This is a genomic window from Listeria sp. LM90SB2 (genome assembly GCF_028867355.1).
Taxonomy (GTDB): domain Bacteria; phylum Bacillota; class Bacilli; order Lactobacillales; family Listeriaceae; genus Listeria; species Listeria monocytogenes_B.
On record NZ_CP046449.1, the window covers coordinates 522,703 to 538,975 of the forward strand.

General features: G+C 36.8%; 14 protein-coding genes. 13 read left to right on the forward strand and 1 reads right to left on the reverse strand.

The features are described from left to right. The first annotated feature begins 76 nt into the window (after positions 1–76). The 13 genes from GL301_RS02490 to GL301_RS02550 all read left to right on the forward strand — a co-directional run bounded on the left by GL301_RS02490 (position 77) and on the right by GL301_RS02550 (position 15,172). The gene (locus tag GL301_RS02490; RefSeq protein WP_003728992.1) at positions 77–1,360 is read left to right on the forward strand and encodes a cytosine permease; all 1,284 of its coding nucleotides are present in this window, start codon (positions 77–79) and stop codon (positions 1,358–1,360) included. Then, the gene (locus tag GL301_RS02495; protein ID WP_003728093.1) at positions 1,361–2,461 is read left to right on the forward strand and encodes an S-methyl thiohydantoin desulfurase family protein; all 1,101 of its coding nucleotides are present in this window, start codon (positions 1,361–1,363) and stop codon (positions 2,459–2,461) included. Continuing rightward, the gene (locus GL301_RS02500) at positions 2,454–4,004 is read left to right on the forward strand and encodes a hydantoinase/oxoprolinase N-terminal domain-containing protein (protein ID WP_003728092.1); all 1,551 of its coding nucleotides are present in this window, start codon (positions 2,454–2,456) and stop codon (positions 4,002–4,004) included. Before GL301_RS02495 ends, GL301_RS02500 begins: the two co-directional genes overlap by 8 nt. A 635-nt stretch (positions 4,005–4,639) precedes the next feature. Then, entirely contained in the window at positions 4,640–6,178 is a 1,539-nt protein-coding gene (locus GL301_RS02505; RefSeq protein WP_003740432.1) for a helix-turn-helix domain-containing protein, read from the forward strand. Positions 6,179–6,440: 262 nt separating this feature from the next. Continuing rightward, the gene (locus GL301_RS02510; protein WP_003725193.1) at positions 6,441–8,594 is read left to right on the forward strand and encodes a BspA family leucine-rich repeat surface protein; all 2,154 of its coding nucleotides are present in this window, start codon (positions 6,441–6,443) and stop codon (positions 8,592–8,594) included. A 135-nt stretch (positions 8,595–8,729) separates the two neighbouring features. Further along, positions 8,730–10,799: a BspA family leucine-rich repeat surface protein gene (locus GL301_RS02515; RefSeq protein ID WP_274758833.1), complete on the forward strand. Its 2,070-nt coding sequence runs from the start codon at positions 8,730–8,732 to the stop codon at positions 10,797–10,799. A gap of 65 nt (positions 10,800–10,864) precedes the next feature. Beyond that, a complete protein-coding gene (locus GL301_RS02520) occupies positions 10,865–11,338 on the forward strand; it encodes a hypothetical protein (protein WP_003721252.1) in 474 nt (157 codons plus the stop codon). Between the two features lie 19 nt (positions 11,339–11,357). Continuing rightward, positions 11,358–11,843, forward strand: coding sequence for a hypothetical protein (locus GL301_RS02525; protein ID WP_003721253.1), 486 nt, complete (start codon positions 11,358–11,360; stop codon positions 11,841–11,843). A 27-nt stretch (positions 11,844–11,870) separates the two neighbouring features. Continuing rightward, a complete protein-coding gene (locus tag GL301_RS02530; protein WP_003727318.1) occupies positions 11,871–12,176 on the forward strand; it encodes an LPXTG cell wall anchor domain-containing protein in 306 nt (101 codons plus the stop codon). Between the two features lie 73 nt (positions 12,177–12,249). Then, the gene (locus tag GL301_RS02535) at positions 12,250–12,516 is read left to right on the forward strand and encodes a hypothetical protein (RefSeq protein WP_003730795.1); all 267 of its coding nucleotides are present in this window, start codon (positions 12,250–12,252) and stop codon (positions 12,514–12,516) included. A 735-nt stretch (positions 12,517–13,251) separates the two neighbouring features. Then, positions 13,252–13,869 (forward strand): hypothetical protein, encoded by a 618-nt coding sequence (locus GL301_RS02540; protein ID WP_010958743.1) that lies wholly within the window; start codon positions 13,252–13,254, stop codon positions 13,867–13,869. Between the two features lie 309 nt (positions 13,870–14,178). Further along, complete coding sequence (locus GL301_RS02545; protein ID WP_010958744.1) at positions 14,179–14,523, forward strand: hypothetical protein; 345 nt, start codon at positions 14,179–14,181, stop codon at positions 14,521–14,523. A 406-nt stretch (positions 14,524–14,929) separates the two neighbouring features. Next, positions 14,930–15,172 carry a hypothetical protein gene (locus tag GL301_RS02550; protein WP_003734774.1) on the forward strand — a complete coding sequence of 81 codons (243 nt, stop codon included), beginning with the start codon at positions 14,930–14,932 and terminating at the stop codon, positions 15,170–15,172. 82 nt (positions 15,173–15,254) lie between these two features. Here the strand turns inward: GL301_RS02550 and GL301_RS02555 are convergent, their stop codons facing one another. Further along, entirely contained in the window at positions 15,255–16,232 is a 978-nt protein-coding gene (locus GL301_RS02555; protein ID WP_010958745.1) for an HD domain-containing protein, read from the reverse strand. Positions 16,233–16,273 lie beyond the last annotated feature (41 nt).

Consider the following 16,273-nt stretch of genomic DNA (forward strand, 5'->3'; position numbering starts at 1 on the left):
ATAAATACAAATGATAGCTAGTTCTTATATAATTAGTCATTAATATAACAAATTCAAGAAAAAGGGGCGGAACATAATGACAGAGAAGAAATCAGTGGAGCAAACGCAATCCTGGCAGAGTTTAGCATTTGTATGGACCGGAGCAATGATTTGTGTACCGAGTCTACTAGTTGGAGGAACTTTAATTTCAGGTATGCCTCTTTGGGAAGCAATTTTAATAGCACTTTTAGGATACGGCGTTATTGTCTTATTTATGATATATCAAGGAATGCAAAGTAGCGATTTAGGTATTCCAGCAGTTAGTGTAGCTTCACAGGTTTTTGGAGAACAAGGGTCGAAAAAAATCATATCTATTCTTTTAGCGATTGCTTGTCTAGGATGGTTTGGTATTCAAGCCAATGTATGTGGTGCAGCATTCTCACAGTTTCTAGGTATTTATGGAATTAATCTTCCAGTACCAGTTTCTTCCTTAATTTGGGGAGTTATCATGTTACTTTCAGCTATTTATGGTATTCGTATTTTGAGTATTTTAAATTATATCGCAGTACCAGTTTTACTATTTGTATGTATTTACGGACTTGTTGTTTCTTTAAACGATGGCGGACTAGCTATTGTTGAAAATTATAAACCAGCAGGAAGCATGTCGTTTATGACAGGACTAGCAATTACAATTGGCTCATTTGCATTAGGTGCAGTAATAGCAGGAGACTATTCTCAATATACAAAATCGCGTAAAGATGTTGTAAAAGCAGCTATTGTCGGGATTTTGCCATCAGGTGTGCTTATGATTACGGTTGGAGCGGTACTTGCACTTACGGCGGGTACAGCAGATATTTCTGTCGTATTTACAAACTTAGGATTACCAGTTCTTGGTATTATCGGTTTGATACTTGCTGCATGGACAACAAACGCAGTAAATGCCTTTTCGGGAGGTATTGCGATTATCAATGTATTTAACATCTCTGAAAAATATCACAAAGTAGCAGTGGCAGTTGCAGGCGGACTTGGAACAATACTCGCGGTTATCGGAATTTTAAACCACTTTGTTCCAATTATGTCCGTACTTTCAGCAATGGTACCACCCGTTGCAGGAGTAATGATTGCTTCTTACTGGATTGTCCAAAAAGGTGACAAATCCAAATGGGCACCAGTATCAGGTGTCAACTGGCTTGGTGTAAGTTCTTGGCTAGTTGGTGCAGTCATTGCGGGGATTCCAGTCATTTTGACATTTTTCCCGGAGCTACCACAATTACCAAATCAACCACTTATCGGTATTATCTTGTCGCTGGCTGTTTACTTGATCGGAGCGAAAGTGCTGAGCGGGAAAACCAACAATGTAGAAAACTTGGAGGGAAAATAAATGCGTTATTTAGATGAACAAGCTATTGAAAATATCGCGATTGGTGCTGCGTTTCTTGGCACTGGTGGCGGAGGAGATCCATATATAGGCAAGATGATGGCATTAACTGCAATTAAAAAACATGGACCAATTAAACTGTTATCCCCAGAAGAAATTGCGGATGATGATTATTTCATTCCAGCCGCGATGATGGGGGCACCGTCTGTACTCATTGAAAAATTTCCTAAAGGCGACGAATTCGTTCGTGTATTTGAAAAATTAGGTAGATATGTAGGCAAAGAAGTAAAAGGAACATTTCCAATGGAAGCTGGTGGAGTAAACTCAATGATCCCAATCGTTGTGGCGGCTCAACTAGGTTTGCCAATGGTGGACTGTGACGGCATGGGCCGAGCTTTTCCAGAACTACAAATGGTGACGTTCCATCTAGACGGGATTTCCGCAACACCAATGGCTATCACCGATGAAAAAGGTAATATTGGCATCATGGAAACGATTGATAATAAATGGACCGAACGACTTGCACGTGTGACAACGGTCGAAATGGGCGCGAGTTCTCTTGTGAGCCTGTATCCGTGTAACGGCGCGCAAATCAAGCAAAGTAGTATTAAAAATATCGTGACGCTATCTGAAGAAATCGGTAAAGTAATCCGTGAAACTTCGATGGACGAAGCAGAAAAACTACAAAAATTATTAGATGTAACGCACGGTTATCATTTATTCGAAGGGAAAATTACCGATGTAGTTCGGGAAACGCGTGCAGGCTTCAACTTTGGTCGTGTGAAAATCGACGGACTAAACAAAGACACAGGTAGCGAAGTCATTGTTCATTTCCAAAACGAAAATCTTGTTGCGGAGAAAAATGGCGAACCGATAGCAATTACACCAGATTTAATTTGTATGGTAGACCTTGAAACGCTGATGCCGGTAACGACGGAAGCGCTCAAATACGGAAAACGTGTCCGCGTGATGGCACTACCAGCTGATGATGCTTGGAGAACGGACAAAGGTATCGAAACAGTTGGACCGCGCTATTTCGGCTATGATGTCGATTTTGAACCACTAGAAGAACTTGTCAAAAAGGAGGAACGCCGTCATGTATAAAATTGGAATTGACGTTGGTGGTACAAACACCGATGCCGTTATTTTAGATGAAAATCAACAACTCATTCATAGTGTAAAAATGCCAACGAGTGAAGATATTGAAACAGGAATTACTGAGTCACTTCATCGCGTATTGAGCGAAACGGGCATTGATCGCTCGAAAGTAACGCACGCCATGCTTGGAACAACCCAGTGTACGAACGCGATTGTAGAACGTAAAAAATTAGCAAAAGTTGGCGTTCTTCGTTTAGGCTATCCTGCAACAGCATCCGTTTTACCATATACAGCTTGGCCGGAAGACATGGTTGGCTTTTTATCTGGAAAATATAAATTAACTGGTGGCGGCTATGAGTATGATGGTCAGGTGCTATCAGAAATCAACGAAGCAGAAATCCGTGAAACCTTAGCTAGTTGGAAAGGTGAAGTGGAATCCGTCGCAGTTGTTGGCGTCTTTTCTTCCTTGAAAAACGATCAGGAATTAGCTGTTCAAAAAATTATTGAAGAAGAACTAGGCGCAGATATTCCGGTTTCGATTTCCTCTTCCGTAGGTTCTGTTGGACTGATTGAACGCGAAAATGCGACGATTTTAAACGCAGCCCTTTTCAAAGTTATTGCGGCAACGAGTGATGGTTTTGAAAAAGCACTAGAACAAGAAGGAATTGCGCATGCTGAAATCTATCTTTGCCAAAACGACGGGACTTTAATGTCACTAAACTATGCAAGACAATTCCCGATTTTGACAATTGCTTGTGGACCAACGAACAGTATCCGCGGCGCATCCTATTTGGCGGGACTTAAAGACGCGATGGTTCTCGATGTTGGTGGCACGACTTCTGATATTGGAGTGCTGACGGATGGTTTCCCTAGAGAGTCCTCGCTTGCGGTTGATGTTGGCGGAGTGCGTACCAACTTTAGAATGCCAGATATTATTTCCATCGGACTTGGTGGAGGAAGTATCGTTCGCGAAAAAGATGGCGACATAACAATCGGACCAGATAGCGTTGGCTACCGTATTTCCGAAGAAGCACTAGTTTTCGGAGGTAAAACGATGACCACTACCGACATCGCGGTTCGTCTAGGTAGGGCAGAAATCGGTAACCCTGAATTAGTCGCACATATCCCAACCGATTTTGCCGAAAAAGCCTATAAAAAAATTGCTGAAATGACCGAAGATGCGATTGATAAAATGAAAACCAGTTCGGGGAGTGTAAGTCTAGTACTTGTTGGCGGTGGTAGCGTGATTATTCCAGACGAAATCTCTGGTGTCGCACAAATTTTCCGCGACAAAAACGGCCCAGTTGCCAACGCAATCGGCGCATCCATTTCCCAAATCAGCGGACAATACGAACAAATCTACATCTATTCTCAAATCGAGCGGGAAGAAGCGCTCCAAGATGCCGAACAAAAAGCGAGAGAACAAGCAACTCTAGCCGGTGCAGTGACTGACTCGATTGAAGTGGTGGAAGTGGAAGAAATCCCATTAGCGTATCATCCGGGTAATGCAACCAGATTGCGCGTGAAAGTTGTGGGAAATTTGGTTTAAGGGAAGTAAGAAGTAAATAGTAGTGCATTGCTGACTTCAGACTGGAAACAAAGTAAGAAATTACTTTGCTTCCAGTCTATTTTTGTATAACGTAATCCCATATGTATAAAATTATGTATATTGACACAATTTGTGTTATTTTAGACATGGATTTAAATAAATCAATTCTTATACTAATTATCTAGAAAAACAACCCAAACGCTAACTAAAAATATTCTAGTAGGGTAAATAAATGAATAAAGGAACCGAACAAAAGCTTGCCGCGCGTCATTCACTTCTAAATCAATTGAAATATTACCGTTTGTTCCGTATTTTTCACATGACTTTTTTGGATTGGGTAGTAGTCCGAAAGATGTTATTATAGATAAAGCATATGTGCCTGAATAGCGCGCAAAAAACAAGGTGAAGTATCAAAATCATGAATATCTCACTCGAAACGAATGGCTGAATTTATTTGAATAGAATCAATTACCATTGGTGGAAGAGCTAGAGGGAACCCCGGAAGTGGACTTTGAACTGGAAAAGAAACAATGAGTAACAAGAGCCAATGGAGCGAATACGATGACTTAGAGGAACATCTTATTGCAGTTACATGGATTTTACATAAAAAGTAACATTCAAAGGAAGTGTTTTTAATGAGAGAATATTTAGATTCAAAAAGCCAAAAAAAGGTAGCGCTTCTTGAGAAGATTTTTTATGCGGAAAATCATACAAGTACACAAGAGGAACTATTAAATGATTTGAACATTACGTATCCAACCCTCATTTCTACGATTAAAACAATTAATTTTGATATTGAACGATTTGGATACAAAGCGTTTTCGATTGTTCACTCCGCGCCAAATTTGTCCTATACCTTAAAAATATCGGATAATTGTAGTATTCAACTCATTATCAACGCCTATATTAGAGAATCGCCCAAATTTCAAATTCTCGAAACTTTATTGCTGGCTTCCTTCCCTAATCTACAAGCATTGGCAAAAAAAGTACATGTTTCTTATTCTGGGATAAAGAAAGAAATAAAAGAATTGAATGAAGAGCTAAGTGAACGGAACTTGTATATTTCTACAGGAAATCAGGTAGAAATAACGGGGGATGAATTTTCATTAAGAATATTCTATACCTTCCTTTTTTTAGTCGCATATAGCGGGGATCGTTGGCCATTTTCTTTTGTTCGATATGATGAAATCACTGACTTATTAGAGAGTTGTCCAAAAGAAATTTATAGAGCAAACTCGATAGATAAGGCGATGATGATTCATTATTATGTCGCTATGCATTTATTAAGAGATCGAATGAATTGTCAAATTGATACAACTAGGCAGTTTAAAGTGGCCCTATATAAGGCTTGCACCGAGGAGTCTAAGAAATCAGAAAGTGCGTTCATTAAAAAGGTAGCGAAACAACTTCCTAATAGGAACTATAAAGAAATGACCTACACGACGCAAATTATACTGAGTACCATTGTTGCTTTCGGTAGTTATTCTTCGATTGAAAAAATGCCTTCCTTTTTCTACATGGATGAACAGTTAGAAGAAATGGGCTTCATGAAACTAGTTGATTTTGCCAGTGAACGAGTAAATGATAATCTCTCTATTCCATTTTCAGAGAAAGAGATGGAATTGCTCCGTTACTCCTTTGCGAGTATAAATTATAGATATTTCTTACTTGATAATTTAATCAATAAGTTCAATAATATTGTGCCAGGGTATACAGATCTTGATCGAAATATAAGAAAAATCCATAAAGTGAATCACCTAGAACCATTGATTAGTCAATTAGTAAATTTAAAAGAAATGGATTCATTAAAACCGTTTGAAGAAAGACTTGCTTCAGATTATCTGATCATTTTGGATAAGCGGATTGATTTTTCTATACACACCTTGCCTATTAAAGTAACTATTTTATCAACTATATCTAATGAAACAGCCGTATTTGATTTTATGAGGTATTTTTCTAGTTACTACAATCTGGAAATACTTAATCAGGTCGATCCGGTGGTGGACTTATATATAAGTGATTTTTCCGTGTCTCCAGAAGTATTGACCTCTTTACGTATCAATCAGCCAATAATCTATGTAAATACTAGATGGCTAGAATCTGATTATGTCAAAATTAATGATAATCTGGCGAAAATAGCGAGAAAAAAATTTATCGCTAATAAAAAAGATTAGGGAAACACTTGTTGGAATGGATATGGAAAATGTTTAAATGGAAAACTAAAGTCTTATCCGAGTAATGATCGTTACTCGGATTTTTTTATTTCTATTTTTCATTTGTACAATACTAATGGAAAAAGCAAACACACCAACTAAGCCGTAAAATTTTAAGAAGTTAAAATTTTATGGCCAGAAATGCTTCTCGACTCCTCTATAATTAAGTTGCAGCTAGAAAGTTTGCATCTAGAAATTAACTACGAAAGAAGGAGGGGAGCTGATGAAGAAGTTTTCCATGCGAGTGGTGCTTATTATTTCTGTGCTTTTTATTGCACTGGGGAACGCTAATGTTTCTATCGCACAAGAAAGGGACACAACGAATAAGCTTCCAGAAGAGGAGCTAAGTTCTCTGGATACCTCTAATATCATTGCAGAAGAAGTCGCGCAAGAGAAGCCAGCCGAGGTCGAGAATCTAGAAGAAATCCCAACTACGGATGAGTTGATGCAAAATCCAGATGTTCGAGAGCAGCCTGTTGCTGATTCAGATAATCCGGATTTAACAGTGGTAAGCTCAGGTGCTTACTGGACGATTTATCGCAATACTGTGAACGGTGAATATAGCTTGCATATGTTTGGCAACGTGCCAAGCAGTATACCAAGTGCTTGGAAGAGTTATTTGAGTAACATTAAACATATAGAGATTGAAGAAGCTACTTTGACAGGAAGTTTTGAAACTTATTTTAAAAGTAAAATTGGTGGTTTCTTAGCGCTTGAGAGCGTGAGAATTGAACGTTCTAATTTGTCTGGAGTAACGTCTTTTAGAGAAGCGTTTTTTAATCCAATACTTCAAAAAGTGATCATCAGAGATAATGATTATCCGACAGTACCATCTTTACTCACTATGGAAAGTATGTTTGAAAATAGTTACAACCTTACGGAGCTTGATGTGAGTGGTCTTGATACTAGTGCAGTAACTAATATGAAGAACATGTTTTATAAATGTAGCGTACTTAAGGAACTGGATTTAAGCAACTGGGATACGAGTGCCGTTAATAATATGAATAGCATGTTTGGATACTGTGAATCACTTGAGAAATTGAATGTAAGTAATTTTGATACGAGTTCTGTGAATGATATGCATTATATGTTTAGGGACTGTAAAGCACTTGAAAAATTGGATGTAAGTGATTTTGATACGAGTTCCGTTACTACTATGTATGGCATGTTTGTTAATAGTACCAGTCTTAAAGAATTAGATGTAAGTAATTTTAATACTAGTTCAGTAACTACAATGCAGGGCATGTTTAGTACCTGTAGAGCACTTGAGAAATTGGATGTAAGTAATTTTGATACGAGTTCCGTTACTACTATGCTGGGCATGTTTGCTGCTTGTAATAGCCTTGAAGAGTTAGATGTAAGTAATTTTGATACGAGTTCCGTTACTAATATGTATAGCATGTTTGCTGATTGTGAATTACTTGAGAAATTAGATGTAAGTCATTTTGATACGAGTTCTGTTACTGATATGCGTACCATGTTTAATAACTGTCAATCACTTGAGAAATTAGATGTAAGTAATTTTGATACTAGTCTGGTTACTAATATGCAGGGCATGTTTCAAAATTGTACAGCGTTAAAATCTTTATATCTGGATAATTTTACTACCGCAAAGACTATGACAGATATGTTTACTGGAACCACCTCCCTAACCTACTTGTTTGTCAGTCACAATTTACAATCTTTTTATGGGTTGGCAAATACAAACTGGTATGACGAAAAGAATTGGGTACAGTTTTCTAATCTCTCGCAACTACAGACCTATCATCGAAATCAAAGTGAACCTACTGGCTATAGAAAAGGCGCTTTCCTTTCTCTAACAATGGATGCGATGGGTGGAGAATTTGAAGACGCGGAGGAACAAAAGGTACAAAATAAAATTTCTGGGGAGTACTGGGAAGAAGTGATTCCAGTAAAAGAAGGACATTACTTTGACGGGTGGTATCTTGATCAAAATTTCACTAATAAGTTTGACTTTTCATTGCCAGCTGCTGTATCTACAACTATCTACGCCAAATGGGTAGAAAACTATACAGTGGTCATTCCGGCTTCTATTTCTTTAAATGAAACTTCTGAATTGAAAGTAGAAGGGATTAATCGTGGAAGTAAAACTTTGTCCGTGGGATTAAACCAATTAGCAACATCTATTTCTGAGAGCAACAAGCTAACCTTGGCCAATACGGCAGACACAACAGTCCAATGCTTGGCACCGCTGAGTTGGGATGGTTCCGAAAATAATCCGGAAAATGCCATTTTAACCCTAGCCCCAGGTTCGGAAATAACAGAAGGCGATGCAGTCGTGGAAATAGAATCCCCAGAAAATATCCAGGCTGGAAAATATACGGGAAATCTAGTATTTTCGATTAATTATGAATAACTTTGCTAAGCAAGCCATAAAATTTTAAGAAGTTAAAATTTTATGGCTCGAGGTACCCCCTTACTCCTCTATAATAAAATAACAGCTAGAATGTTTAGCAACTAGAAACTAATTACGGAAGAAGGAGGGGAGCTGATGAAGAAGCTTTCCATACGAGTCATCCTAATCGTTACCATTATTTTCATTGCTTGTGGGAGCGCTAATGTTTCTATCGCACAAGAAAGGGATATAATAAATAAACTTCCAGAGGTTGAGCTGGGTTCTCTTTATACCTCTAATCTCATTACAGAAGAAGTCGCGCAAGACAAACCGGCAGAGGTCGAGAATCTAGAACAAGCCCCAACTACGGATGATTTGGTGCAAAATCCAGATGTTCTTGAGCAGCCTATTGCCGATTCGGATGATTCGGATTTAACAGTAGTAAACTCAGGTGATTTTTGGACAATTTATCGTAATACTGTGAACGGTGAATATAGCTTGCATATGTTTGGTAACGTGCCAAGTAGTAAACCAACCGCTTGGAATAGTTATTTGAACAGAATTAAACATATAGAGATTGAAGAAGCTACTTTGACAGGAAATTTCTCATCGTATTTTAGAAATAATGTTTTCACAGTACTTGAGAGTGTGAGAATTGAACGTTCGAATCTATCTAGAGTGACGTCTTTTGCACTCGCATTTTATGGTTCAGGAATTGAAAAAGTTATCATTAGAGATAATAATTATCCGACAGCACCATCTTTACTCACTACGGAAGGTATGTTTAAAAATTGTTCCAACCTTATGGAGGTTGATTTGAGTGGTCTTGATACTAGTGCGGTAACTACTATGTGGGATATGTTTAACAGCTGTAGGGCACTTGAGGAACTGGATGTAAGTCATTTTGATACGAGTTCAGTAACTAATATGTCTTACATGTTTTATGATAATAGAAACCTTGAGGTGCTGGATGTAAGCAACCTTGATACCGGTTCAGTAACTAATATGTATGCCATGTTTGAAGATTGTACTAGTCTTGAAGAGCTGGATGTAAGTAATTTTGATACGAGTTCAGTAACTGATATGTATAGAGTGTTTAATGGCTGTGAAAAACTGAAGAAACTAGATGTAAGTAATTTCGATACCAGTTCCGCTACTGCAATGGTTCAAATGTTTAGAAATTGTAGCGCCCTTGAGAAGTTGGATGTAAGTAATTTTAATACGAGCTTAGTAACTGATATGCGTGCCATGTTTGCTGGTTGTACTAGTCTTGAAGCGTTAGATGTAAGTAATTTTGATACGAGTTCAGTAACTAATATGGCTGCCATGTTTTCTGATAATGAAAAACTGGAGAAGCTTGATTTAAGTACCTTTGATACCAGTTCATTGACTAACATGGGTACCATGTTTAAAAATTGTACAGCGTTAAAATCTTTATTTCTAGATAATTTTACACATGCAGCAAGCTCGACAGATATGTTTACTGGAACAACCTCTTTATCTTACTTGTTTGTCAGTCACAATGTAAGCAATTTTAATGGGTTAGAAAATACAAACTGGTATGACGAAAAGAATTGGGTACAGTTTTCTAATCTCTCGCAACTACAGACATATCACCGGAAACAAAGTGAACCTACAGGCTACAGAAAAGGCGCTTTCCTTTCTCTAACAATGGATGCGATGGGTGGAGAATTTGAAGACGCGAAGGAACAAAAAGTACAAAGTAAAATTTCTGGGGAGTACTGGGAAGAAGTGATTCCTGTAAAAGAAGGACATTACTTTGACGGGTGGTATCTTGATCAAAATTTCACTAATAAGTTTGATTTTTCCTTGCCAGCTGCTGTATCTACAACTATCTACGCCAAATGGGTAGAAAATTATACGGTGGTCATTCCGGCTTCTATTTCTTTAAATGAAGCTTCCGAATTGAAAGTAGAAGGGATTAATCGAGGGAGTAAAACCTTATCCGTAGGCTTGAATTATGAGGAAACAACCATTTCTGAGAGCAACAAGCTAACCTTGGCCAATACGGCAGACACAACAGTCCAATGTTTGGCACCACTGAGTTGGGACGGGTCAGAAACTAATCCAGAAAAAGCCATTTTAACCCTTGCCCCAGGTTCGGAAATAACAGAAGGCGATGCAGTCATGGCTATTGAAGCACCAGAGAATATCCAGGCAGGAAAATATACAGGGAACGTCGTGTTTTCGATTAAGTATGAATGATGTAAATTAGCCAGAATAGTGATCATGTCACAGTCCTGTGGTTATGAATAAATTGGAGGTTACCTATGAAGAAGAAAAGAGTAGTGATCATATCCTTACTACTATTGTTAGTAAGTGTCATTGGAATCAGTAGTTATTTTCTATTCAAGGATAAAATAAATCTGTTGGATGTAGACCATTCTGCCGTTGATTGGAACGGGAAAAAACAGAAGGATACAAGTGGAGAAGAAAATACAATCGCCATTCCAGGGTTTGAAAAAGTGACGTTGTATGCAAATGAAACAAAACAAGCAGTGAATTTCCATAATCCGGAAATTAATGATTGTTACTTCAAAATATCGCTTATTCATCCGGATGGTTCGGTTCTATGGATATCCGATTTAATCGAACCAGGAAAAGGTATGTATTCCATTGAATTAGAAAAAACGTTAGCGGTAGGCGAATATGAAAATGCAGTATTAAAATATGAATGTTTTTCTTTAAACGATCAGTCACCTTTAAACGGGTCTGAAATAAATTTAAAATTAGTTGTCGTCTAGACAAAGGAGGAAATTTTTTATGAATAAATTAGTATTAAGTACGTTAAGTGTAGCAGCAATGGGTATGGTGTTTTTTAGCGGAGGGACAGCCTACGCTGCAGATAAAGAAGGAAATACAGTAGTGGAATATTCTGTTGAAGGGGATTATACCCTCGTTGTACCCGAAAAAGTAAATTTATCTAATGATAACGCCACAGAAATGTCTGTGAAAACAATCAATCGTAACTTAGAACCAGGAAAAGAAGTAGAGGTGACATTATCTAGTGGATTATCAGCCGATGGAGAGATTGAATTACAACGGGTTGGCGCTATTTCGGACGTAATAACTAGTAGTTTTAAGAGTAATAATAGTGTAGTACCCATGGCTAATCCCGTCATTGGAAGCTTTTCAGGTTATGCGATGGAGGAAACCGAAGTAAGTAAAATTCAAATTGGAAACCCTCAAGGAGACAAAAAAGCTGGAGCATATCAAACAACGTTAACTTTTACAGCTGCTTTTAAATAAGAAATTACGAAAGGAGTTGTGCATTTCTTGAAAAGGAAATTAGTTCTGGCAATGGTACTAATCAGCTTTTGTGGGATGTTCTTCTTATCGCCTGACCGTGTTCAAGCTAGTCAGACCGTAGTTGAGGTCCTAATTTCAGAGGATGATTTGGATGTCAGTGAAGAAAACATACAGGAGATTCCTAAAAAAGAACTGGCAGCCTCTTCAGATAAGGATAACAAACAACCCATATTACCTAAAGCAGGTGATACAGTAACTAACTATACCTTATTGGGTTTAGTGCTCGTCCTTATTTGGTTGATAATGCAAAGAAAAAGGAAGAAGAAAGAATAACCCCTATGACATCAGCGTAATGTAGCAAGTAAAAAGGAAAGAAAATTTCTGTATTAGATAGGAAGTGATAGGTATGGCTCGAATTGAATATGAAGAAAAAATTCAAAAAAGCCTACTGGTTTTATACTTTAGGGGGTCTACCATACAGTCTATCTGCAGGGAGTATGGTATTCCTCGTTACGAATTTTACAAATGGATGAAGTTACATGATGCCGATAAACTGGAAACCAAAGAGGTGAAGACTTTTCTACAGATAAGAGAATTAAAACAGCAAAAAAACAAATTAGAAGAAGAGATTTTGTTTTTAAATGAAGCAATCAATCTGTTGGAAAGTCCTTGATAGGGATGGTTTCAAGAATCAAGTGATAGGTAGTATGGGAGAGAGGATGATAATTTCATCTTCTCTTTTTTGCTTTTATATTTTGGTACAGCCGATTCATGTAAAAAAAGGGTATACCCTAAATAGACAATGGGAAATAGCTAGTATAAAGAATTTAATTTTGTAAATTTAGGTGTCAATGATTTAATAGTATAGTTATACTAAAGTGGAAATTAAATAAAAAATTGCTTAAAATCAATACTGATAACGAAGAATCAATGATTGCTTTGAGTAATGTGGCGGATTGGAAGCAAATTATGAAGAATTAAATTTAAATTGATGGGCAAATGATTTAATAAAGAAATCTTTCAGGAGCCCACTTGTGATTATATCAACTTGACATATTAGTAACATCATTGTAACATTACTAATGTAAGCGGATACATATATATAGTTGAAGTACTTTAAGAAAAAAACAAAAGTATTGTAGCGTGGGATGTCGCGCTTTTAGGTAAAGGAGATGGATAAAATGAAAAAAATTATTATTGGTGTGTTTTTCGGGATTCTTATTCTAGTTATTGTTGGTCTATATGTTTCATATGTCTATATGAATCAAAGCTTTATATGGGTTGCAGGGATACTTTTGTTGTTAGGTACATTATTCAATTGGTTTTTGTATAATAAGTATCTGTCTAAAAAAACATAATAAGGGAGCGAGATAACCATGAAAAAATCATTATAGTACTAGCATCAGTTATGTTAATGTCTCTTTCGGTTCTGCCACTGGCAACTTATGCATCAGAAACAGAGAACACTCCTACTGAATCATATGGCGGAGAAAATTTTATAGCAACCCAAACAGGTAATACTTTAGTTATTGAAGATAAGAAGACGGGCGAAACTGTAAAAATTGAAATGAATGACGAAGAAAACGGGGTAATTACATCTGATGATGGTACAATAGAAAATGTACATAGGGATGAAGAAGGTAACGTTTATGTAGATAATGAGCTTGAACTAGAAGCACCTCCTTTAGACATTGAAGATGGCATAAATATCGCCACTCAGCCTCGGTTACTGAAAGCTTCTAAATGGATATATGTTCAAACAACTAAGTATAATACAACCACACAAGGCAATATGAGAAGTCTTGCATTGGGGATTCTATCATTCATGCCAATTACAGGTCCAATCTTTGGAATAGTTGCAATTATTGATGCTGCTCGATCAATGGGGGCGAAAACATTATATGTTAGAGTGAAACAATATCGTACTAGTGGTTATCAATTTTATAAGTATGATTCTTATTATTATGCCAATGCTAGTTTAACTAAGCTAGTTAAAAAAACATCCCAGACTAAACGAATGTGGTAGGGCATTATTAAAAAAACTAGTATAAACTAAAAGACCTTGCTCAAAGATTAGCAAGGTCTTAGACTGGGGAAGAAAAAGTCTTCTCTTTTTCTGTTTTATGGAAATGTTATTCCGTATTTTAGACGAGTTTCTTCTATGGAAGAATACACAATTTTAGGGAATGTGTCTGATATGGCAGCTAGATTCTCTGATAGTGAATAAGATTTGAAATTACCTAATGTTTACTACAGTGAAAAGCAAATTAGAGAAGAAGTGACTCGTTCTTTAGAAGCTTTAGCTTGAATCATAAAATTTGAGAGGAACGTAATTATGCAAAAAGATACATATAGCGGCATTCGATTGAGTGTAATCCAATTGATAGATTCAAAAAAAGAAAATCTGAAGGAAAATAATATAAAATTAACAATTATAAAGGATGAAAAAGACGGTTATGTTGTAGAACTGGATAATGACAAATGCATGGCAGAAATTGTAGTTGAAGAACCTACTTATGCCCCATATCGCTATATTTCATTTGAAGTAGTTTCTTTGATGGATGGAAAAGTTAAAATTATCTATTCTTGGTATGATGATGAAACAAGTCAATGGAGCGATATTGAGAAAGAATTAAATAAAGGAATTCAATTTCTAAATAATTTTAAAACGATGGAGTAATAAAAGAACATTATTGCTGTACTTAAATTGCTATAAGGAAATATAATCACAAACAGTAAAAATTAACCTATAACTATAAAAATGATAAAAAAGACATATTATAAATAAGAGTATATGTTTGTATAAAATGTGCAAACGTACACAATGAATTTAATAAGAAATACCAAAAGTGAACTCGTATATTCAAATAAAAGTGTTTAATCTGTGTAAATTAACTTTAGACTATCAAGTAAGCAGTATCGCATAACAGGATTAGTTCCAACAAGCTATGGTAAGAAAATATATGCTTTTAAATATCAGGATGTACGTGCAATAGGTACACTTAAAGGCAAAAAATAGATTAACAACTAAAAAATGTAGGAAATTGGTTCTTTAATTCCAAAGCATATTAAGGAGTAATAGTATAGTGAAAAGAATAATTTTAACAAGTACATTAATCGTTTGGACAATAGTATGCATTTACATGAGTATTTCTATGGTTAGTAATAATACTGGCATTGCTTTTCCAATTTGGCTTCACATCATTCTTTTAATCTGCTTCTTAGCGACAGGTATAGTAAATGTGAAGAAAAAAGAATATCTTTGGAGCACTATGTTATTTGAAGGCGTGTTAGTAGTTCTATTAAGTTTAATTATTGTATTAGTCTAACGGATGTAAATATATGAATAGATGGATGTTCCAAACTAAATAGGAGTATTGTTAACTCAAACCTCTCAAGTAAGCAGTGTCACTACTGCTTACTTTTTTTGGTTGCTTTTATGTAGATGCCGTGCTTACTTCTCTCAGATGCCCAATCATTCATTTTACGTACTTTTTCTGAAAGCTCATCCGCCGGAATAAGCCGCCCATCCACTAAAATAGACGGATTAATCAAACGCATTTTCTTCTTATGATGATAAGTAAAGTCCGCCTCATTTTCTTCCAAATGGGCACTCGCGAGCAATTGAATCTTCTCCCGAGCATCCGAATTCGCATTCAATTTAGCTAACAATTCAGTATCAGTCAACCGAAGATCCGCGGTTGTAATCGTCTCCTGCTGAAACGCAATGCGCATTGCTTCAGCCAAAATCTCATAACTATAAACATTCAGCGGATCATAAAAATAATCAATCACTTCCGAATAATATTGCGCAACAAACCATTCTGCAAGAGCGATATTTGCCAAATAAAGCCGCCCATCCACCATTACTAAAGCCTGCAAAAATTCTTCCACCTCAGCCAAACTAATTTTCCTATGGCGATACAAATCTTGCAGCGTGTAATCAATCCGGTCGGCACAAAGCTCCGGGGCTTCTTGCTCCAAAATTTTCCACTTCGAAATATCATCAAAAATCCCTTCAAAAGAATAACCATACTTCTCTAAAATGGCAGGAATCGTCGAAGTTTTTACAAAGTCCTCAAAAATCTGCTCATGATAATCTTCCTCTTCAAAATCAAGCGCATAATCCACCACATGCGAAAAAGCAGTGTGCGATACGTCGTGCAGTAAGCCAGCAATTTGCTCCTCCAAAGAGCCACCGAACTTCCTAATAAAAAGCATCACACCAATCGAATGATCAAGCCGGCTAAGGTCCCAAAGTGGATTTACTAAATAACTCGAACCACCTTGATGCACGTGTGCTAGCCGGGAAACCAATGGACTTTGGATTAGTTCAGCCAAAACAGGTTCTATTTCAAATGTTCCGTAGAGCGGGTCTGTCATTTTCATCATATTCACCTCTTTTTTAATTATATATTAGCGAACAAATG